Origin of the sequence: Planotetraspora sp. GP83 (genome assembly GCF_041262585.1) — a bacterium.
Classification (GTDB): domain Bacteria; phylum Actinomycetota; class Actinomycetes; order Streptosporangiales; family Streptosporangiaceae; genus JAOEGB01.
In genome coordinates this window covers 31,159-50,511 of the sequence record NZ_JBGCBZ010000014.1, presented here as the reverse complement: position 1 = coordinate 50,511, position 19,353 = coordinate 31,159, and the positions used below count along the sequence as shown (strand labels likewise).

General features: G+C 70.3%; 18 protein-coding genes and 2 pseudogenes. 12 read left to right on the top strand and 8 right to left on the bottom strand.

Annotated elements, in window-relative coordinates; genetic code table 11:
* Nucleotides 1–78: 78 nt before the first annotated feature.
* Nucleotides 79–378, top strand: a complete 300-nt coding sequence (locus ABH927_RS20320; RefSeq protein WP_370023801.1) for a helix-turn-helix domain-containing protein — start codon at nt 79–81, stop codon at nt 376–378.
* A 281-nt stretch (nt 379–659) separates the two neighbouring features.
* On the opposite strand, the gene ABH927_RS20315 is transcribed toward ABH927_RS20320, so the two are convergent.
* The 3 genes from ABH927_RS20315 to ABH927_RS20305 all read right to left on the bottom strand — a co-directional run bounded on the left by ABH927_RS20315 (nt 660) and on the right by ABH927_RS20305 (nt 2,946).
* Nucleotides 660–896: a hypothetical protein gene (locus tag ABH927_RS20315; protein WP_370023799.1), complete on the bottom strand. Its 237-nt coding sequence runs from the start codon at nt 894–896 to the stop codon at nt 660–662.
* A gap of 345 nt (nt 897–1,241) precedes the next feature.
* A complete protein-coding gene (locus ABH927_RS20310; protein WP_370023797.1) occupies nt 1,242–2,462 on the bottom strand; it encodes a zinc-dependent alcohol dehydrogenase family protein in 1,221 nt (406 codons plus the stop codon).
* A gap of 16 nt (nt 2,463–2,478) precedes the next feature.
* Nucleotides 2,479–2,946: a pyridoxamine 5'-phosphate oxidase family protein gene (locus ABH927_RS20305; protein ID WP_370023795.1), complete on the bottom strand. Its 468-nt coding sequence runs from the start codon at nt 2,944–2,946 to the stop codon at nt 2,479–2,481.
* A gap of 233 nt (nt 2,947–3,179) precedes the next feature.
* Here ABH927_RS20305 and ABH927_RS20300 point away from each other — a divergent pair, with 233 nt between their 5' ends.
* The 3 genes from ABH927_RS20300 (at nt 3,180) to ABH927_RS20290 (ending at nt 5,343) form a co-directional block, all read left to right on the top strand.
* Entirely contained in the window at nt 3,180–3,647 is a 468-nt protein-coding gene (locus ABH927_RS20300) for a VOC family protein (protein WP_370023793.1), read from the top strand.
* A gap of 60 nt (nt 3,648–3,707) precedes the next feature.
* Nucleotides 3,708–3,902: a hypothetical protein gene (locus ABH927_RS20295; protein WP_370023791.1), complete on the top strand. Its 195-nt coding sequence runs from the start codon at nt 3,708–3,710 to the stop codon at nt 3,900–3,902.
* Between the two features lie 112 nt (nt 3,903–4,014).
* Complete coding sequence (locus ABH927_RS20290) at nt 4,015–5,343, top strand: lanthionine synthetase LanC family protein (protein ID WP_370023789.1); 1,329 nt, start codon at nt 4,015–4,017, stop codon at nt 5,341–5,343.
* A gap of 114 nt (nt 5,344–5,457) precedes the next feature.
* Here ABH927_RS20290 and ABH927_RS20285 read toward each other — a convergent pair whose 3' ends face one another.
* Entirely contained in the window at nt 5,458–6,375 is a 918-nt protein-coding gene (locus ABH927_RS20285) for a lytic polysaccharide monooxygenase (protein ID WP_370023787.1), read from the bottom strand.
* A 748-nt stretch (nt 6,376–7,123) separates the two neighbouring features.
* On the opposite strand from ABH927_RS20285, the pseudogene ABH927_RS20280 reads away from it, so the two are divergent.
* Nucleotides 7,124–7,510 (top strand): annotated as a pseudogene (locus tag ABH927_RS20280) (hypothetical protein); the annotation flags it as partial.
* A gap of 442 nt (nt 7,511–7,952) precedes the next feature.
* Here the strand turns inward: ABH927_RS20280 and secA2 are convergent.
* Nucleotides 7,953–10,301: an accessory Sec system translocase SecA2 gene (gene secA2 / locus ABH927_RS20275; protein ID WP_370023785.1), complete on the bottom strand. Its 2,349-nt coding sequence runs from the start codon at nt 10,299–10,301 to the stop codon at nt 7,953–7,955.
* Nucleotides 10,302–10,439: 138 nt separating this feature from the next.
* On the opposite strand from secA2, the gene ABH927_RS20270 reads away from it, so the two are divergent.
* The 5 genes and pseudogenes from ABH927_RS20270 to ABH927_RS20250 form a co-directional block, all read left to right on the top strand.
* The gene (locus tag ABH927_RS20270) at nt 10,440–10,799 is read left to right on the top strand and encodes a VOC family protein (protein WP_370023783.1); all 360 of its coding nucleotides are present in this window, start codon (nt 10,440–10,442) and stop codon (nt 10,797–10,799) included.
* Between the two features lie 99 nt (nt 10,800–10,898).
* Nucleotides 10,899–11,777, top strand: a complete 879-nt coding sequence (locus tag ABH927_RS20265) for a DMT family transporter (protein ID WP_370023781.1) — start codon at nt 10,899–10,901, stop codon at nt 11,775–11,777.
* A gap of 234 nt (nt 11,778–12,011) precedes the next feature.
* The gene (locus ABH927_RS20260) at nt 12,012–12,896 is read left to right on the top strand and encodes a hypothetical protein (RefSeq protein WP_370023779.1); all 885 of its coding nucleotides are present in this window, start codon (nt 12,012–12,014) and stop codon (nt 12,894–12,896) included.
* Between the two features lie 224 nt (nt 12,897–13,120).
* Complete coding sequence (locus ABH927_RS20255; RefSeq protein WP_370023777.1) at nt 13,121–13,921, top strand: class F sortase; 801 nt, start codon at nt 13,121–13,123, stop codon at nt 13,919–13,921.
* 93 nt (nt 13,922–14,014) lie between these two features.
* Nucleotides 14,015–14,707: pseudogene (locus ABH927_RS20250) on the top strand (HtaA domain-containing protein); the annotation flags it as partial.
* Between the two features lie 65 nt (nt 14,708–14,772).
* Here the strand turns inward: ABH927_RS20250 and ABH927_RS20245 are convergent.
* Nucleotides 14,773–15,321, bottom strand: coding sequence for a hypothetical protein (locus ABH927_RS20245; RefSeq protein WP_370023973.1), 549 nt, complete (start codon nt 15,319–15,321; stop codon nt 14,773–14,775).
* Between the two features lie 270 nt (nt 15,322–15,591).
* Here ABH927_RS20245 and ABH927_RS20240 point away from each other — a divergent pair, with 270 nt between their 5' ends.
* Nucleotides 15,592–16,284 carry a class E sortase gene (locus ABH927_RS20240; protein ID WP_370023775.1) on the top strand — a complete coding sequence of 231 codons (693 nt, stop codon included), beginning with the start codon at nt 15,592–15,594 and terminating at the stop codon, nt 16,282–16,284.
* Nucleotides 16,281–16,442, top strand: coding sequence for a hypothetical protein (locus ABH927_RS20235; RefSeq protein WP_370023773.1), 162 nt, complete (start codon nt 16,281–16,283; stop codon nt 16,440–16,442). The genes ABH927_RS20240 and ABH927_RS20235 overlap by 4 nt, the downstream gene beginning before the upstream one ends.
* Before the next feature lie 28 nt (nt 16,443–16,470).
* On the opposite strand, the gene ABH927_RS20230 is transcribed toward ABH927_RS20235, so the two are convergent.
* Both ABH927_RS20230 and ABH927_RS20225 read right to left on the bottom strand, forming a co-directional pair.
* Nucleotides 16,471–17,925, bottom strand: a complete 1,455-nt coding sequence (locus ABH927_RS20230; RefSeq protein ID WP_370023771.1) for a sugar transferase — start codon at nt 17,923–17,925, stop codon at nt 16,471–16,473.
* Nucleotides 17,922–19,118 (bottom strand): glycosyltransferase family 4 protein, encoded by a 1,197-nt coding sequence (locus ABH927_RS20225; RefSeq protein WP_370023769.1) that lies wholly within the window; start codon nt 19,116–19,118, stop codon nt 17,922–17,924. The genes ABH927_RS20230 and ABH927_RS20225 overlap by 4 nt, the downstream gene beginning before the upstream one ends.
* Nucleotides 19,119–19,353 lie beyond the last annotated feature (235 nt).

Below are 19,353 nucleotides of genomic sequence, written 5' to 3'. Positions count from 1 at the left end.
TGAGGTTGAGCGGGCTCGGCGAGCCATGCGTCGCTGTGTCGAACTGGCGCACACCGTCGACGAGGAAGAAGAAGCGGTATGAGCGAGCAGGGAAGCTGGCGGGAACTCAGAGATCGCCGGATGGCCGAGCCGGGTGCGGCTGAGGCCTACGAAGCCACACGTCTCGCCTACGAACTGGGCAAGACAGTGCGCGCGATGCGTGAGGAGCGTGGCTGGAGCCAGAACGACCTGGCACGCGAGGCCGGCATGACCCAGTCGGCAGTGGCGCGGTTCGAAGCGGGCGGAACCATTCCCACGTTGCCGGTTCTGGAGCGCCTGGCACGTGCCTTGGACGCGGATGTCGAGGTCCGGCTGACGCGCCGGGCACCCGCTGCCTGAACTGAGGTGCCAGTGCCGCTCGGAGCCCATTATCACGTGCCGAGAGCCTTGGGGCTACTGCGGCCTCGGCGGTACCAGCGTCAAGCTATGTGACCCTTCGCGGCATGCTCCTCGACAGGGCTGTCGCCCTCGCCGGAAGAGTAGCCCTGGCATTGATGAGATCTCCCGGCGTGGTTAGGCCTGCTCGGAGGTCTCCTGCGATGAGATTCAGCACGTATTTGATACAGCAGGTGGCTGGAGTGACAGTTGACCTCACCGTTGGCGTTCGGCGGCGCGGGGTCTCAGGAGTGACCGCAGGTCGCGGGACAGAACTTGACCTCGGGGTAGCGGGATGACGGCCTCTCCAGCAGGGGCGGCCGCTGCGACTTCAGGTGCTGGTCGAGGAAGGCTGCCACGTAGGTGCGGGTGAGTTCTGCGCCACGGGCCGCGGGCAGCATGCCAGGGAGAGGTTCGAGGCCGAGGACGTCCGCCACCAGCGAGATGTCGGTGAAGGACTGGTGTTCGGCGTCCGACAGCACGAGCCAGCGCTTCCACCCGGTCAGCAGCTTCCAGTCACGGTCCCACGAATTGTCGCCGCCGCCCGGGACATGCTCTTGCGCACCCCAGGAACCGGCTCATCTCCTAGGAGGGCCGGGGGTGCAGGGGGCGGAGCCCCCTTGCGGCTTTTCTTCTACAGCAGACGCCGGTGACCTGCCAGCCTCGGCGTTCGACCAGGGCTCGGCAGCCGGCTTCCTGATGCGACGCCGAGCCCAGCACCGGCTCGGTCCTGGCTGATCCGGCAGTGGCGAGAGGATCCCGGATGGTCACCGGACGGTTCGGCCGGGGGCCTTACTCAGCACTATGGCTTGGTGCATGACTCAGCGTTACATGAACAGGACGGCGGCGCCGTCGACGCGATCGGCGGCGAGGTCGCGCAGCGCCTCATCGGCGGCGTCGAAGGAATAGGGAGTGGTCGTCACGCGGGGCCGGTGGAGCGATGACAGTTCCAGGAACCGCTGGCCGTCGGCCCGCGTGTTCGCGGTGACACTGCGCAGTGTCCGCTCCTGGAACAGGTGGCGCTGATAGTTGAGCACCGGGATGTCGGTCAGGTGGATGCCCGCCACGGCGAGCGTCCCGCCCCGGTCCAGGGCGGCCAGCGCGACCGGCACCAGGTCGCCGACGGGGGCGAACAGAATGGCGGCGTCGAGCGGTTCGGGTGGCACGTCCGCGCTGCCGCCGACCGAGGCCGCGCCCAGCGTCCTGGCCAGCTCCTGCGCCGCCTCCGACCTGGTCATCACGTGTACGGCGGCGCCCTCGGCGATGGCGATCTGGGCCGTCAGGTGCGCCGAGGCGCCGAAGCCGTAGATGCCGAGCCGGCCGCCCGGCGGCAGGTCCGCCCGCATGAGGGCGCGATAGCCGATGATCCCGGCGCACAGGAGGGGCGCGAGCTTGTCGGCCGGTTCGTCTTCGGGGAGGACGTAGACGTAGTCCGCGAGGGCGGTGAGGTATTCGGCGTAGCCGCCGTCGGCGTCCCAGCCCGTGTAGGTGGACGACGGGCACAGGTTCTCCGCACCACGGCGGCAGTATCGGCAGATCCCGCAGGTCGAGCGCAACCAGGCCACGCCCACTCGCGTGCCGGGCGCCGGCCCCGCCGTACCGGGACCGAGAGCCGCCACCCATCCCACCACCTCGTGCCCCGGCACGGTCCGCGGCCGCCGTGGTGTCAGGTCGCCCTCGGCGAGGTGAAGGTCGGTGCGGCAGACCGCGCACACCTCGACCCGCACGAGCAGCTCGCCCGGTCCCGGTGTGGGCACCGGCAGCCGCGTCCGCTCCAGGGGGTGCGTCTCCACAGGCCCCGGCCGGGCCACCACCCAGGCGTCCATCTCCCTGGGTAGCCGCTCCGGACCCTCCACTCGCTCCTGCGCCACGACGTCCGTAGCCGCGACCCCCGGTCCGGACAGCGTGTTCGCGCTCCGTGCTGCGACGGTCTTGTCTGCGGCGGTGGCGGGCGAGTTGGCGGGATGGCTTCCCGCCGCGACGGGTGAGTGTGTGGCCTCGTCCTGCTCTCCGGACAGCGCATTGCCGGATGGATGGATCTGTCGCATTCGATGCGCGCCCGACTTATGCGTGCTGGATCCGGCGGCCGCTGATCTCGACGGGCGCGATCCTGATGTACAGCTCGCGCTCGCCGCCCGCCCAGGACTGGACACCCGACTCGGCCGCTTCCGCGCGCTCCTCGCTGGAGACGACGTGGTGCAGACCACCCCGCACGAGGACGCTCCAGCCTTGACGGGTGGTCTCGTCGATGTGGTCCACCTCGAAGGCGACGATGAACTCGGCTCCCTCCACGCCGGTGCGGAGCTCCTGGTCCAGCGGTCCTCCGAGCGCCGTGCGGAACAGGACCGCGCCGTCGTGGATCACGTAGTTGACCGGGAGGATCACGGGGCCGGTGTAATCGTTGAAGGCCACGCGCCCGACGCCCCCTGGGGAGATCAACCGCAGGCACTCGTCTCCCTCGAGCTTCTCCAGCTTCGGCAGGGCCGCTTCCGGGCCGCCCGGAGTGCCGGCCGGTGTGGCGTGCTCAGTCATGCGAATCTCCCCATAGCGCAAGATCGGCCGGAGTTCGTGACCCGCCAGATCAACCGGCCGAAGCCGTCATCCGCGTTCGTCGAACACCGTGGCTCCAGCATCTCCCGTGTGCTCCTTCCCGCGGCACCGCCTTCCGTCACCCTTCGTAGGGACGAAAGGCCTGCCCGATAATTCCCGAATGATCGCCCCTGTCCATGGGTGAGGTAATCGGCCGGCACGGGCAGAAACGACACATGGAAGTGCTGAGCAGCCGGTTCCTACTCCGGCCGAACGACCTGGGCGCGAGCCGTCGTTTCTATCGAGACGTGCTGGGCCTGGCGGTCTACCGCGAGTTCGGCCCGGCCGACGACCCGGGCGTGGTGTTCTTCCTCGGACAGGGCTTCCTGGAGGTGTCCGGACATTCGGACGGCCCGGTCGGCTCCGACGGCCCGGACGGCCCGGGTGCGCCGGGTGGCGCGAGTGGATCAGGTGGCTCGGGCGGGTCTGGTGGCTCCTTTGGCCACGGGCCCGGCATCTGGCTCCAGGTCCGGGACGTCGACGCCGAGCACGACAGGCTGGTGGCCGGTGGGGTGACGGTGGTCCGGCCGCCTAAGCTCGAGCCCTGGGGCCTGGTGGAGATGTGGATTGAGGATCCTGACGGCACGCCCATCGTCCTGGTCGAGATCCCCCCGGATCACCCGCTGCGGCGTGACCAGCGGTGACGGATTGAGATTCTTCACGGTTCGCGACATCATGCCACCGACGAAGGGGGCAAAAGTCATATGGACGAGTTCACCGCGGAGCTGCGTGCTCGCGTGCTGGAAGCTCGGGAGAAGTTGCAGCAGGCACATGACGATCGGGATGAGTACGACATCCAGGTCATCACGGGGCGCCTCGACAACCTCCTGCGGCTCGCCTCCGAGCATGGAATCGACCCGCAGTCGATCGTTTCCCAGGACGCCGGTGAAGAGAGCTGAGAGCATGCCGGTGTCCTTCTGACCGGCCGTCGCCTTCCGAGGTGTCTCCGCCTGGCGGGTGAGCAAGGCGAAAGTAGCCATATTACCTACCAAGAATGTGGGACAATGAGGTATGAGCTCGTGGCCCCGCGCTGAGACGCCGATAACCGCCGCCATCATGGCCGCGCGCTGGGTGCGGTCCGCGGCCGTCGATGACGCGCTCGGCCGCCACTGGCTGGCCAATCCGGACCCCCGGGGCCAGTCGGCCAAGGCCGGGCAGCCGTCGTCGCTTTACTCCGGTGCCGCCGGGATCGTCCTGTTCTTCCTGGAACTGGCGGCGGCCACCGGACACGAGGCGTACCTTGAAGACGCCAAGGCCGGGGCCCGCTACCTCGCCGCCACCTGGCGTGACCAGGCCGACCTGACCTTCTACCACGGCCTGGCGGGCAGCGTCTTCGCGATGGCCGAGGCGGGATGGGTGACGGGTGACGAGTACGTCACGGACAGTGCCAGAGCGGCGGCCGACCAGATCGTCCGCAGTGTGCGACCCATGGGCGACGGCATCGGCTGGACCGGCGACCCCGCCCAACGTGGCGACGGCGGCATCGTGCTGGCGCTGCTCCACGCGGCCGGGAGCCTCGGCGTCTCCGTCTACGAGCAGGTGGCCGTCGAAGCGGGTGAGCGCATCGCCGGGCTGGCCGTGCCGGGACACCGCTTCGGCGGTGACTCCTGCGCCGACCTGCCCGTCGACGCCGTCACACCCGGCTTCCTCTCCGGTACGGCGGGCACGGCGTTCCTGCTCGCCCGTCTGTACGGTGTGACGAGGGACGAGCGGTTCCTGGCCGCCGCCCGCAGGGGCGCGGACTTCGTCCGTACGATCAGCGCGGTGACGGAGAAGTGCTCCCTCGTGCCGCACCACGTGCCGCAGGGGCGCGGCCTGCACTACCTCGGTTTCTGCTCGGGGTCGGCGGGGGTCGCCCGGATGTTCTACGAGCTCCACCGGGTCACCGGCGATCCGGGCGACCTCGACTGGGTCGAACGGCTGGCGCACGGCATCGTCCAGAGCGGCGTGCCGCAGCGGCACACCCCGGGCTACTGGAACGTGGCCTGCCAGTGCTGCGGCGCGGCCGGGATCCTGGAGCTGTTCGTCGGCCTCTGGGCCGCCACGGGGCGCGAGCAGTACCTCGAGTTCGCCCGGTCCCTGGCGGAGAACCTCATCGGGCGGGCCACGGGGCATGACGAGACCGGCTACCGCTGGTATCAGGCCTACCGGCGGCTGCGGCCGTGGGACGTCACGGCGGACACCGGTTACATGGTCGGCGCGGCGGGAATCGGGTCGGCGCTGCTCCACCTGGACGCCGCGGGCCTCTCCAACGCGCCGCGCCGCCTGATCCTGCTGCCCGACAACCCCTTCCCGGCCATCCCGCTCCCCGCCGCCGTGCTCAGAGACGGCTCCGCTTAGGGACGGGCCTGCTGTAGGCACGGGCCTGCGGAACAGCGCGGCCGACGGTGGGGCAACGCGGCTCGGCCGGACGGTACGGCCCGGCCTGACTGGGCGGGCCGTACCGCCACGGGCTTAGATCTTCTGCCAGAGGGCCGGGACGTTCGGGGGCTCCCAGCCGGGCAGGGACGTGTGTCCCTGGAGGCACTGGTAGTTGGAACCGCCGTAGCTGACCTTCGCTCCGGTGGCGTACACGGTGTTGGTCTTCCACGCGGGGTAGGCGCCGGTCGGGGTGGGAGTCGGCGTCGGCGTCTTGGTGGGCGTGGGAGTCGGGGTCGGCGTGGGGGTCTTGGTGGGGGTCGGAGTCGGGGTGGGGGTCGGCGTGGGGGTGGGGGTCGGCGTGGGGGTGGGGGTCGGCGTGGGGGTGCCCCCGCCGAAGACCACGTCCGAGCACGTGTAGAACGCCTCGGGGCTGTCGGAGCGCTGCCAGATCGAGTAGATCAGGTGGCGGCCGGTCTTTCCGGAGGGGATCGTGCCGGTCATGACGTACGACCCGTTGGTGAGTGCGGGGTTGGTCACCCTGAGGAACGGCGTCGCCTCCAGGTCGGACCACTTGAGCGGTAGGGCGGGGTTGTAGCCGCTCTTCGTGATGTAGAACTCGAAGGTGCCGCGGTGAGGCGCCGTGACGCGGTAGGTGAAGGTGTAGGAGCCGGCGCTGAGATTCGTGGCGGGCCAGTCGGTCCTCGGAACGTCGAACCCCTTGTACTTGTCGCGGCCCGCGCTGCAGAGCTTGCCGTCCGGGATGATCGACTTGCTCTGGCCGTTGGCGTTGGCCAGGTTGATCTCGTTCCAGTCGTAGAGGGCCTGGGTGCCCCCGGTGGCGACGGCCGCCTTGCAGGCCGCCGACTGCGGGGTTTCCGGTCCTTCCAGAAAGCACGCGTAGACGCGGCTGACCGGGTTCTGCATGGTGCCGTGGGCGTTGGCTGCGGGGACGATGAGCAGAGGGGTGCTGCCGAGAGCGGCCACGAGCACCGCTGTTCGTCGCCTGTTCATCAGGCATCTCCTTTACCGTGGAGTTTTGGCGCAGGTCACGGCATCGTGCTGCATTTAACTCTTAGTTAAGTTTCCTAAGAGTTTGCCCGAAGCTACTCTCAACGAAGTGGCCGGTCAAGGCCCATCCCGACTCCCCGCGCCCACCTTGTGGTGATCATGCACGGGTTCCCGGCTCTGCGGTGTGACCTGCGCTCTCTCCGCCCGTGATCATGCATCCCCTCGGGGGGCATGATCACGGATGGCCCTGCTCCAGGTCATGTGCCATCGCCGGGAACGTCTGCGTGATCACGAACGGGGAGGGTGCGGGTCGGAGGGCGTTGCCGGGAAGGTGTGCGTGATCACCACCGGAGGGGTGCGGGTTATGGCAGGCCCGCACCAAGGAGGATGCGCCGCAACCGGCCGAGGCGTAACCCTCCCGCACGTCCAAGGGCCGCGACCACTCGTCGCGGCCCTTCGCCGCTGAACCCTGCACAGCAGGACCTTGCCGTACGGCACAGCCGTCGGGTTGTCCTACCTTTTTGTCCAGTTATGATCGTTTATTCCCCCGAAAGTAAAATCTCGTCACGAAGCTTTGAGTTTGATGTGGTTCCTGACTTAGTGTCCGATTACCAAACCGTGACCAGTCAGGAGATCCCCCATTTCCAGCATCGCGGACAACCTCCCCGCCACCCCCGCACACCAGCTGCTGAGCTCGGCGGAGCGCCAGGACGCCGGTGACTGCGGCGCCAAGGGCGGCAGCCAGCAGCCGCTGCTCAAGGGCAGCACCATCGCGTCGTACTTCTGGGACGACGGCTCGGGCGTCAACGGCGACACCGGGTCTCCCGCCTCCGGCGAGCCCATGCAGAAGGGCCTCGCGGCCAGCCCCAGCTGGCCGATGGGCACCAAGGGCTACGTCGTCTACAAGGGCAAGAAGGCCGACTTCTTCATCGGGGACCGCGGCCCGGGAATTCCGTCGAACAAGGGCGTCATGCTCGACCTCGACGGCAAGACCTTCGCGGACCTCACGGGAGGCACCTGGGACAGCTCGTCGCTGACGGTCGAGGGCGCAGGCGGCATGGGCCACATCCCGGTGGAGTACGTCGTCACAGAGTGGGGGTCCGGGCCGGGGAAGAAGGGCGCCCCGATGCCGTTTTCGTCGGGCGCCTACCGCACCCGGAACGACTCGTCACAGACGGCCCCGAGCGCGAGCCCCTGCCCTGCGGCGGCCAAGGAGAGCACCACCGTGGGCTTCAGTTCCGTCTCGGCGTCCGGGCCCCAGACCGAACAGGCCATGCCGCTTCCGGTGGTCTCGGCCGCTCTGGTCGTCGGCGCGCTCGCTGTGACCGCCACCAAGATGGTCCTCCGCCGCGCCGCGACCGCTCACGCCGCCGCCCCCTCCTCCCCGTGATCATGCACACATTCCTGAATTCCGCTGTGACCTGCGAAAAGCCTCTTCGTGATCTGGCATTGCCTGCTCTGCTGCAAGGTCACCAGACGGGCTGACGCAGGTCAGCGGCCCGACGAGGAATCCCTGCATGATCACGTGCCTTATGTGGGCACGTCAGGAGGCGTGCCAGGGAGCCTATTCATGATCACCATCACGTGCCGCGGTTGCGGCGCTTGAGGGCTCCGGACACGCGCTGGAGGATCCGGTCCCACTCGGAGCCGAACGGGTTGTCCTGAACGAGATACGTCCAGGTGGCGGTGGGCCGCTTGAGACCCTGGTCCGCCAGGTCGCGGGTGATGTCGGCCGTCTCGAAGGTCTCCTTGGAGCGCCGCTCGACCTCGTCGAGGAGGCTCCGATAGGCCGGGACAGCCTCGCGGTTGAACTCGTCGAGCGGGTTGAGACGGCCGAGCGCCCGAAGGTGGATGCCTTCGCGGAGGTCGGCCAGGTAGCCGAGATGCTCGGTCCAGCAGCGGTCCAGATGGAACAGCACGATCTGCCGGGCGGCCCGCTTCACCAGGTCCTCACCGACGGCTTCGGACAGCTCGCGGTACCGGTCCGGGCACGCCTCCCTCAGCGCGTCCGCCGCGGTGTCGCCGTGGAGCACCCGATCACGGCGTTCGAGCAGTTGGGCCCGCTGCTGCTCCAGCAGCCGCGTGTAGCGCCAGGTGTTCCGGTGGATCTCCAGGTTGACGCCCTCCGCCACTCGCTGCGCGTGCGCGATCAGCTCGGCGGCCCGCTTGTGCCGTACGACGCCGTCGGGGTCGGCGGGGTCGGCGGGAGGCGGTGACTCGTCCGGCACGTAGGCGGTGAGCAGCGCGTCTTCACCGCTGACGAAGAAGACCGAGCCACCGGGATCGCCCTGCCGTCCCGCCCGCCCCCGGAGCTGGTCGTCGAGCCTGCTGCTGTCATGCCGCCCGGTGCCGATGACGTAAAGCCCGCCGAGGTCCGCGACCTCCCGCTCCCGCGCGGCCGCGTCTCCATCTTGCTCAGGTACGGCCTGGCCATCGGGGGTGGCGCCGTTCGTGTCCGGTACGGCCTGGCCGCCGAGGCGGATGTCGGTGCCGCGGCCGGCCATCTGGGTGGAGACGGTGATCGTGCCACGGGCGCCGGCTCCGGCGATGATCGCGGCCTCCTCCGCGTCGTTCTTCGCGTTGAGGACGACGGGCCGCAGGCCCCGGGTTCGGAGCAGCTCGTCCAGGTGCTCCGATTCGGCCACATCGAGCGTGCCGATCAGGATGGGGCGGCCGGTGGCGTGCTGGGCGGCGATCTCGTCCAGCAGGGCGCGCTCTTTGTCCTCCGCCGTGGCATAGATCCGATCCGGCTCGTCGAGCCTGACGCACGGCTTGTTGGGCGGGATCACGGCGACCCGCAGGTCGTAGAACTCGCGGAGTTGCTCGCCCACCGCGACCGCCGTACCCGTCATGCCGCATATTTCGGGATAACGCCGGAGCAGGCCCTGGATGGTCAGCGAGTCGAGGATCTCGCCGGTCTCCGAGGCGGGCAGCTTCTCCTTCGCCTCCACGGCGGCCTGGAGACCGTCGGGCCACCGCTGCAGGATGGCGACCCGCCCCCGTGACGGGTTGATGAGATGGACCCGACCGTCCCTGACGATGTAGTCGACGTCGCGGGTGAGCAGCGCGTGCGCGTGCAGGGCCAGGTTGACCTCGGTCACCATGCCGGGGTCGTGGTAGAGGTCGATGCCGAGGGCCTTCTCCACCGTGTCGGTGCCCTTGGCGGTGAGAAAGACGTTGCGACCCTCTTCGTCGATCTTGTAGTGGTAGCCCCTCGACAGCCGCCGGACGAGGGCGGCCATCTCCGGCACCGCCGCACCCGGATCCGCGGCGCCGGCCAGCACGAGCGGCACGCGCGCCTCGTCCACGAGCACCGAGTCGGCCTCGTCGACCAGGGCGACCTGCGGCGTGGGGACGACCAGGTCGGCGGGGTCGGTGCGGAGCCGGTCGCGCAGCACGTCGAAGCCGAGCTCGCTGACCGCCGCGTACGTCACGTCCCGGGAGTAGGCCTCCCGGCGCTCCTCGGGGGACGAGGTTTCGGCGATCCAGCCGACGGTGAGGCCCAGCGCCTCGTACAGCGGGGCCATCCATTCGGCGTCACGCCGGGCCAGGTAGTCGTTCACCGAGACCGCGTGGACCCGCTTGCCCCGCAGGGCGAACCCGGCCGCGGTCAGGGCGCCCGCCAGCGTCTTGCCCTCGCCGGTGGCCATCTGGACGACGTGACCGTTCAGCATGGCGAGCACGCCCACCAGTTGGACGTCGAAGGGCCGCTGGCCCAGCGTACGGCGGGCCGCCTCCCGGACCACGGCGCAGAACTCGGCGGTCCCGACCGTGTCCGGGCGGAGGCCGGCGCGCCGGTCTCGACGAGGGCGCCCGCGGACCTCGTCTTCCAGCTCGCCGGCCTCGGCGACGATCCGCTCGAACGGCGAGAGATCGATACTGCCGGGCTTGTCGAGGAAACGCCGGATGAACCCAACTACCGAGGCCATGCACGCTCCAACGACTCACCTGCCGGACTGGTTCCGTCTGCCCGATTCATGGTCCCACTATCCGGGCGCGGCCGGGGTGAAGGGCATCCCCGGCATAGCTGACATCGGTTGACAGGTATGGCGGGCAGGATGGCGGCCATGACAACGACCGCGAAGCTGATCGCCATGACCATCGACTGCGCCGAGCCGCGCAAGCTGGCCGAGTTCTACGCCAAGGTGACCGGATATGAGGTGCAGTACGCCGAGGACGAGTACGCCGGAATCAGCGACGGCACGGTCAACATCTTCTTCCAGCGGGTGCCGGACCGGAAGCCCGCCTCCTGGCCCGGCCCCGACAAGCAGTTCCACCTCGACTTCCGGGTGCCCGACGTGGCGGAAGCCGTACAGGAGTATCTCGACCTCGGCGCCACCAAGCCCGAGTTCCAGCCCGGGGACGGATGGGTCGTGCTCGCCGACCCGGAGGGTCATCTCTTCTGCGTCTGCCCGGAAAGGTCGTAGCTTTCACGTGTTCTGTCCCGGTCGAAGGGGCCGGGACAGTCCGCTTAGTCCCTAAGCTTGCGTGGTGACCCTCGACTCGCGACTCACCGGCCGGCGCCCATGATCTGGGTGGGAATCTCGATCGCCCTCGTCGGCGCCCTGGGATACGCGCTGGGCGCCGCCCTGCAGCAGTTCGAGGCGGTCAGCGAGGGCGCCACGCTCAAGCTGGTGAAGCGGCCACGCTGGTGGATCGGCGGCGTCATCGGCTTCACCGGGGCGTCCCTGCACGCGGTGGCGCTGAGCTTCGCGCCACTCGTCGTCGTGCAGCCGGTCAGCGTGGCGACGCTCGTCTTCGCCGTGCCGCTGTCCGCGCTGCTGCACGGTAGACGCCCGCACCGCGCTGAGATCCTCGGGTCGGTCGCGGTCGCGGCCGGGCTGCTGGGGCTGATGCTGCTGATCCCGGCGCGCAACGTGACCCCCGTGCTGTCGGACCGCGCCGCGCTGGGGCTCATCGGCTGCGTCGCTCTGATCGTCGCCGTGACGTTCACCATCGCACGGTGGCTGCGAGGGCCGCTGAAGGCGCTGTCCATGGCGATCGGCGCGGGCTCGGTCACCGCCACGGTGTCCACGTTCGTGCGGGTCGTGGGAGGCGGGCTCGGCGGGGACCTCACCCGGCTGCTCCACTGGTTCACTCTCGCCGTCCCCGTGCTGCTGGTCTGCGCCGTGGTGCTGCTGCAGAAGTCGTACGCCGTGGGCTACTTCGGCATCGCCTACGCCGGGGTGCAGGTGGTGGACCCGATCACCTCGGTCACGGCCGGAGCCCTGCTGCTGGGCGAGCCGCTGCCCACGGGAGTGGGGAACGTCATCCCGGCCCTGGTGGCCGCCGCCGTGCTCATCGCCGGGACCATAACGCTCGGCCGCCTTACCCCCGACCATCTGCGTGCGGCCACCGTCGCCGAGGAGGTCTCCGGCACGGCGGTCGATGCCGCCCGCACCTGACGGCATTTGGCATCGTTTGACCGTTTTGGCACTACCGGCCTCCCTCGATACGCCCGGCGTCCATCTGGGATCACCTGCCGTTCACGTAAGGACCCATGCTTCACAGGGGAAACACCGGCTGGTCACTGTCGCAGCCCCGGCGATTAACCGTCGCTCGCGAGCCTTTCGCTGCCCGACGAACTTCGCTGCCCGACAAACAGTGAACCCCCTCACCATGCTGAAAGGCCGAGCATCGTGCCTCTCCTGCCGGCTGGGCTCCGGGCCGGCGTCGTCCTCGCGTTCATATCCCTAGGAACGGTCCTTCCGCAGGACGCCGCGGCCGCAGACACCCAGATCCTCAACGTGCCCTACACCTGCGGCGCCGGCGCCATAACGCTCGACGTCACCTTGGACGCTCCCCGCGCCGGCCTCATCGGCTCCACGATCACCGTGAAGTGGTCGCTCGCCGGCGGGCCCAGCTATGCCGGAGAGACGGCCCTGGCGCAGGGCTCCGACGTCGGCGCGTACGGCAGGCTCCGTCTGAACGGTGCGATCAAGGGAGAGCTGGCCCCCCTGACCGGCGGGTCGACGCTGGCGACCGCCGTGAAGCCCGGCGAGGCTCTGGCCGTGCCACCCATGACCGGGAATCTCACCATCCCGGCGGACATGGCCCCCGGCAAGGTCATCACGATCATGCCAGGCGACTTCCAGCTCGACCTCGGCGCGGACGCGGGGAAGGTCACCTGCGTCACGACGGCCCCGAGTGGCGGCGCACAGGTGACGGTGAGCAGCCCGCCGCCCTCCCCGTCACCGTCGCCGTCGCCTTCGGCTTCACCCTCGGCGGCCTCCTCCCCGTCGGCGTCGCCTTCTCCCTCTTCCACCCCGTCTCCCACGTCGTCCGCCTCGTCGTCAGCATCGCCCAGCGCCACGCCGAAGCCGACCATCACGGTGACGGCGACGGCCACCGCCTCGCCGCAGGTGACCCTCACCCCGCAGGGAGCCGCCGCGACGGGAGAGGCCCCCGGACCACGACGGAACCTCTGGGCGCTGGCCATCACCTCTGGGCTGGCCGGGCTGGCCGGGCTGGCCGGGCTGGCGCTGCTCCGGAGGCGTCCGGCCCGTAACGCGCGAAAGGACTGAACAGGATGGAAGAGCTGAACCAGGACGCAGGCCAGCCTCTTGCGGCCTCGGCTCCAGACGCGGGCACCTCTGAAGTGGCGAGCGGTCAACTCCCGCCGGCCCCGGATACCGGTGCGCCTGGAATGGTGATGGGGCCGGCGCAGGTCCCGGGTTGGCCGGGCCCGGCGGCCGGTGGGCCCGGTGTGGTCGTTGGTGGGCCCGGTGTGGTCGTTGGTGGGTCTGGTGTGGTGCCTGGAGCGCAGGCTCCGGCGTGGTGGGTTCCCGATCCCGGAAACCCTTCGGGCCCCGCGATCGGACCTCTGCGCGTCGCGCTCCTGCTGGGAACGGTGGCGGCGCTCGTGACCGCGGTGGTCAGCCTGCTTCTGCTGGCGACCGCGCCGGAGCGGGACGCGGCGTTCACCTCGGGCACCTCGGGCACCTCGGGCATTCCCGGGCCCAAGAGGCCGGGGGCGCTCGCCCTCGCGCCGGCGGTGGGGCCGGGAGGTCCAGGTGTCGCTCTGACCGCCGCGGTGGAGTCCGCGCCGCCGCCGCCTCCGTACGTGCAGCCCGTCGAGCCACTCGCCAAGTCCGCACCGACCCGGCTCGTCATCCACGACATAGGCGTGGACGCGCCGCTCCGCGCCGTCGGGCTCACCCCGAACGGCGAGATCGAGGTGCCGCCGTTGTCGGCGCGCAACCTCGCGGGCTGGTACCAGTACGGCCCGACACCCGGAGAACTGGGCCCCGCGGTCATCGTGGGGCACGTGAACACCCGCTCGGGTCCGGCCGTCTTCATGAGGCTGCGGGAGCTCGCTCAGGGAGACACGGTGCAGATCGGCCGCCGCGATGGAACGGTCGCCGTGTTCACCGTCGACGGGGTCGAGCAGGTGTCCAAGAAGGCATTCCCCACCGAGCGGGTCTACGGGAACACCGACCACGCCGCGCTCCGGCTGATCACCTGCGGCGGCGTCTACAACAGGAAGACCCACAGCTACACCGACAACCTCGTCGTGTACGCCTCGCTGAGCTCGGTGAAGTCGCCATGAGCCCGACCGCGGGCCTGTCCGCCGACGTGGCGGCAGCCGTACCGGCCCCGAGTTTCCGACGCCCGATAACGAGACCTCTTGTGGTGGTTGGCAATGAACAGTGCGCGTGACGGCCGGCGACGCCGGGCCCGCAGGCTGACGGCTCTGGCCGTCGTGCAGTTGGCCTTCGGGGCGATGGCGACCATAGGCGCGCTCGCCGCCACCGCCCCGGATGCCCCGACGGCCAGGGAGGTGACGGGCGGCAGCCTCACCTGGGCGGTGAGCGACCTGCTCCTCCCGGCCCCCAAAGGCGGCGACGAGCCCAATACCCACGGCGAATCGAAGACCCATGAGGCGCCGAAGGGCCACGACGGGCCGGAGGGCCACGACGAGGTGAAGGTCGGGCTCGAAGGCGGCGCCGAGCGGCTGCCGGACGGCACGGTGCGGTTCCCGGCCAAGAGCGGCGCCTACGATCCCGTGTCGGGAAGGGCGACGGTGACTTACGACGGTACGGTGACCCTGACCGACGCCCGCAGGACCGTGGTGATCGCCCGTCCGCAGGTCGTCATCGACGGCGGGGGGTCCGTGCTGCGCGCCGAGATCTCCAGCCCCGAGGCGCCGGCGACGCCGTCGCCTTCTCCCTCCGTGCACCAGAGCTCTTCGCCGGTCGGGACACCACTGACTCCCGGGCCGTCGGACGCCGCGGATCCCCGTGCCGACGTGGCACGGCTCGCCGCCGCGCAGCCCCAGGTCACCGGCCAGACGGTGAGCTGGCTCAACATGGCGGCGACCGTGACGGAGGAGACCGCCAAGCCGCTGGCGTCCCTCGCCACGTCCACTGGCTCGCTGGCTCCGGTGTCGATCAGCATCACCTACAGCGAGACCACCAACCCCACCGCGCAGCAGCAACTGGCCCTGGCATCGACCTCGGCGAGTCCGTCGCCGAGCCCGAGCGCCTCCGTTAGCCCGAGCGCGTCGGCAAGCACCTCTGCCAGCGCCTCGGCGAGCTCGTCCGCCAGCGCGTCGGCCAGCGCGAGTGCGTCGGCGTCGCGCTCCTCCTTCTCCACCCCGTGTCCGTCGCCGAGTGCGACCGCCTCGGCGAGCGCCTCCGCGAGTGCGTCGGCCAGTGCGAGTGCGTCCGCCAGCGCGAGTGCGTCGGCCAGCCCGTCCGCGAGCGCCTCCCGGAGCGTGGCCGCGATGGCGTTCACCCTGATGGCGGCGGAGGTGGACACCAGCACCAGCCCCAGCGCGTCGGCCAGCGCGAGCGCGTCGCCCAGTGCCAGTGCGTCGGCCAGCGCCAGCGCCTCCGCCAGCGCCTCCGCCAGCGCCTCCGCCAGTGCCAGCGCGTCCGCGAGCACCTCCCCGAGCACCTCCCCGAGCACCTCCGCGAGCACCTCCGCGTCGGCCTGCCCCTCCTCCACCACATCGACGTCTCACACGCCGACGAACACGACCACCACGGGGACGTCCCACACGCCTGCCGCCAGCAACACGCCCACTCATCACGGGCCCTCCACGACGTACAAGACCGTCGAGGCGGGAGGGGGCGGCTCTGACGACGACACGCTGGCCAAGACCGGCGACGGTTTCGTCGCTCCGCTCACGCTGGCGGGCGTCGCGCTGATCATGGGTGGCGTGCTGACGCTGCGGGTCGCGCGCCGTGGCGGCCACGTCGCGGACGAATTCTGATCGTGGTCGCCGACCAGGTGGCGCCGACCGGCGCGACGGCTGAGGAACTGTGGGATCCGCCGTCGCGGCGGATCGCACGCGGCGCCGGCGAGGTGATGATCACGCTCGGCCTGCTGGCCTGCCTCTTCGCGGCGTACGAGTTCTACGGCAAGGCGTGGCGGATCCAGGCCGAGCAGGACCAGGTCGACACGACGCTCGACCGTCAGTGGAAGACGGCCGCAGCGGCCACGCCGGTGGAGGGGCAGCCGATCGGGCGCATCCACATCCCGAAGCTGGATCGGAAGTGGGCCGTCGTCGAGGGCGTCACCTGGGACGACCTGCGGAAGGGGCCGGGCCACTACCCCGGCACGGCCCAGCCCGGCCAGGTGGGCAACATGGCGATCGCCGGGCACCGCATCCTCTCGGTGTTCTGGGACATCGACCGGCTGCGCGACGGCGACGCCATCGTGGCCGAGACCAAGACCGGCTGGTACATCTACCGCGTGGTCGGGCAGCGCAAGGTGCTGCCCACGCAGGTCGAGGTCATCGCGCCCGACCCCTTCCATCCCAAGGCGCGGCCGGAGAAGGCCATGCTGACCCTGACCACCTGCAACCCCAAGCTGCAGAACTGGCAGCGGCTCATCGTGTTCGCCGAGCTGGACCACACGCAGGCCAAGTCACAGGGGCGTCCCGCGGAGCTGAAGGGGAAACCGTGATCTATCCGTGGATCTGGCAGAGGCTTCCCGGGAGGTTCTTCGGCAAGCTGGCGACCGCCGTGGTCATCGTGGCGGTCGTGCTGGCCCTGCTCTGGTACGCCGTGTTCCCGATGCTTGAGGCCCTGCTGGGACTCGACGACGCCACGGTCTCCCAGTGACCTGCGCGGCCCCGCAAACGCCGAATGCTCAATAGGCGCCGTCGCGGCGGAGCACCGCGCCGATCGTCTTCCACAGGATCACCAGGTCGGTGGTGATCGACCAGTTCTCCACGTAGTAGAGGTCGAGCCTCACCGTGTCCTCCCAGGACAGGTCCGACCGGCCGCTCACCTGCCACAGCCCCGTCAGGCCGGGCCGTACGAGCAGGCGCCGGGAGGCGTCGGCGCCGTACGTCGCGACCTCGGCGGGCAGCGGGGGACGCGGGCCGACCAGGCTCATGTCGCCTTTGATCACGTTGACCAGCTGGGGCAGCTCGTCGAGCGACCACCTGCGGAGGAGGCCGCCGACGCGGGTGACGCGGGGGTCGCGCCGCATCTTGAACAGGACGCCGTTGCCGTCGTTCCGCAGGGTCTCGCGGATGCTCTCGGCGTCGCGGACCATCGAGCGGAACTTGTACAGGGTGAAACGGCGGCCCCCGATGCCCACCCTTGTCTGCCGGAACAGGGCCGGCCCGGGGCTGTCGAGGCGGATGGCCATCGCGATGATCGCGCCTACTGGGAGGAGTAAGGCGACGGCGGCCACCGCGATGGCCCGCTCCAGGACGTTCTTGGCGATTCGCCTGGGGCCCTGGAGTTCTGGCTCCTCCACATGGAGGAGGGGGAGGCCGGCCACCGGCCGGGTGTGGACGCGCGGTCCCGCGACATCGGTGAGCGCGGGGGCGACGACCAGGTCGACTCCCGTGCCCTCCAGCTCCCACGCGAGAGAGCGCATCCGGGGGATGGTCAGCCCGGTCACCGCCACGGTGTCGGCGCCCAGCCGCGCGAGGGTCTGCCGTACGTCGTCGAAGGTGCCGAGCACGGGGACGTCGGGGAAACCCGGGAGCGTGTCGTCGTAGCCGTCCGGCAGGCACACCCCGGCCACCGCGTACCCGGCGTACGGTTCACGCCGGAGCTGCCGGATGAGGTGCGCGGCGCGGAACTCGGTGCCGACCACGAGAACGCGGTGCGACCAGGAGGCGTCCCGCCGCCTCCGGCTGTGCAGCCACTTCCGCGCGGCGAACCGCCAGCCGATCAGGCCCGCGGTGCCGGCCGGCCATGCCAGGGCGACGAAGCCACGAGCGAGCGGCAGGTCGAGCACGTAGCACCCGATGGCGACGAAGGCCGCGACGTGCAGGCTGCCGGTCGCCACCCGGCGATACTCGTCGCTGCCGTGGCCGAGCACGCGCCCGTCGTAGCAGCGCATCTGCTGCAGGGAGAGCAGCCAGGCCGCCGCGAGGCTCAAGCCCACCACCGCGTACGGCACGCCGGAGACGAGGGGCGACGGCAGCTCGAACCGGCTCCCGAACCGGCCCCCGTAGACGCCCGCGAGTGCGGAGCAGATGACGAGCGCGTCGCCGGCCACCACCCACCGCCGGTAGCGTCCCACCCACGACAGCGCCGGGGTGCTCGATGTGGTGACCGGCCTGGCGAGGGACGTGGCGGTCATCGCACCCGCCTCGGCGTCGCGAGCAGCGAGCGGTAGAGCGCCTCGGTCAGGTCGGCGGCGACGTCCCAGGAGTATCGGCTGAGCACGTTCTCGGTCCTGGCCCGCGCGCTGTCCCTCTCGTCGTCGAGCGCGGCCAGCACCCGCACCATGACGTCCCGCAGGTGTCTCGCGTCGCCCTCGCGGAAGAGCCAGCCGCCCGGGCCCTCCTCCGCGATCACTTCGCGATGGCAGCCAAGAGAGCTGGCGATGGTGGGCAGGCCGTACGACGCGGCTTCGAGCAGGGCGAGCGGGAGACCCTCCAGGTGCGAGGGCTGAACGTAGACGGCGGCGTTGCGGTAGAGGGACGCCAGCTCGTCGCCGTAGACGTACCCCAGCATGTGCACCCGGGGGTCGGCCGCTGCGAGCTCGTGCAGTCCGGAGACGTAGCCGTCGGTGAAGGACGAGCCGCCCGCGACGGCGAGCTGGATGTCACCGGGCACCCCGCTGAACGCCCCGAGCAGCAGGTCGACGGCCTTCTCGGGCACCAGCCGACCGACGAACAGCACGTACTTCCCGGGACGCAGCCCGCGCTGGATGACGGGTTCGGGGGAGAGGCCGGACATCGGCCGTTCGACCCCGTTCGGGATGTGGACGGTGGGACGGCCGCGGACCAGCGCGTACTCGTCGGCGATCTCGCGAGAGACGCCGATGACGGCGTCGGGGACGTGCTCGCTCAGCCAGCGCGCGCTGCGCAGCACGGCCTTGGCGGTGCCGCCCCACTTCTGCCGGCGGTCGTCGTGCCCGTGGATGGTCTGCACGACCCGCGCGCCCGACAGGTAGCGGGGCAGCGGAGCGCACAGGCCGGGGCCCAGCGCGTGGTAGTGGACGATGTCGTTGCCGGCGCCCAGGGCGGACACGGTGGAGAGCAGGCTGTGCGTCAACGCGTCGAGGTGCTTGGTGCCGAGGGTGGGCAGGTGCCGCAGTCGCATGCCGTCCACGGCGTCGTGCCGCTCGGGCACGTAGTTGCTGCGGCAGTAGACGGTTACCTCGTGTCCCCGGGCGGCCAGCCGCCGGCCGAGATGGGCGACGTGGTGCTCGATGCCGCCGAAGGTGGCCGGCAGGCCGCGCTGCCCGATCATGGCGATGCGGAGCACCCGGCGGTCAGCGGAGGCCGGGGAGAAGGTGATGGATCCTGACGTGTCGGCGGCGGGCATGCCCGAACCCCCCATATAAGACAAACGCGGAACGCGCCTTTGGCCTGGACGTTAGGGAATCGCAGAAGGCCCGAAAAGAGGTGATCACGGTATTTCCGCGCTCTTCACTACCGGTTAGCCCCGGCGACCGCCCCAGGGCGCACCGCCGGACCGGCCTCCGTCTCATTTGCCGGATGTTCACGTCTGTGCCCGCCAACGTTCGTGCGGCGCACGAATGAATTGCCATAAATCCGGT

What these genes read in the sequence shown, in the direction of transcription:
- ABH927_RS20320 (WP_370023801.1), top strand. Translation starts at nt 79, where the DNA reads ATGAGCGAGCAGGGAAGCTGGCGGGAACTCAGAGATCGCCGGATGGCC.
- ABH927_RS20310 (WP_370023797.1), bottom strand. Translation starts at nt 2,462, where the DNA reads ATGCGACAGATCCATCCATCCGGCAATGCGCTGTCCGGAGAGCAGGAC.
- ABH927_RS20305 (WP_370023795.1), bottom strand. Translation starts at nt 2,946, where the DNA reads ATGACTGAGCACGCCACACCGGCCGGCACTCCGGGCGGCCCGGAAGCG.
- ABH927_RS20300 (WP_370023793.1), top strand. Translation starts at nt 3,180, where the DNA reads ATGGAAGTGCTGAGCAGCCGGTTCCTACTCCGGCCGAACGACCTGGGC.
- ABH927_RS20295 (WP_370023791.1), top strand. Translation starts at nt 3,708, where the DNA reads ATGGACGAGTTCACCGCGGAGCTGCGTGCTCGCGTGCTGGAAGCTCGG.
- ABH927_RS20290 (WP_370023789.1), top strand. Translation starts at nt 4,015, where the DNA reads ATGAGCTCGTGGCCCCGCGCTGAGACGCCGATAACCGCCGCCATCATG.
- ABH927_RS20285 (WP_370023787.1), bottom strand. Translation starts at nt 6,375, where the DNA reads ATGAACAGGCGACGAACAGCGGTGCTCGTGGCCGCTCTCGGCAGCACC.
- secA2 (WP_370023785.1), bottom strand. Translation starts at nt 10,301, where the DNA reads ATGGCCTCGGTAGTTGGGTTCATCCGGCGTTTCCTCGACAAGCCCGGC.
- ABH927_RS20270 (WP_370023783.1), top strand. Translation starts at nt 10,440, where the DNA reads ATGACAACGACCGCGAAGCTGATCGCCATGACCATCGACTGCGCCGAG.
- ABH927_RS20265 (WP_370023781.1), top strand. Translation starts at nt 10,899, where the DNA reads ATGATCTGGGTGGGAATCTCGATCGCCCTCGTCGGCGCCCTGGGATAC.
- ABH927_RS20230 (WP_370023771.1), bottom strand. Translation starts at nt 17,925, where the DNA reads ATGACCGCCACGTCCCTCGCCAGGCCGGTCACCACATCGAGCACCCCG.
- ABH927_RS20225 (WP_370023769.1), bottom strand. Translation starts at nt 19,118, where the DNA reads ATGCCCGCCGCCGACACGTCAGGATCCATCACCTTCTCCCCGGCCTCC.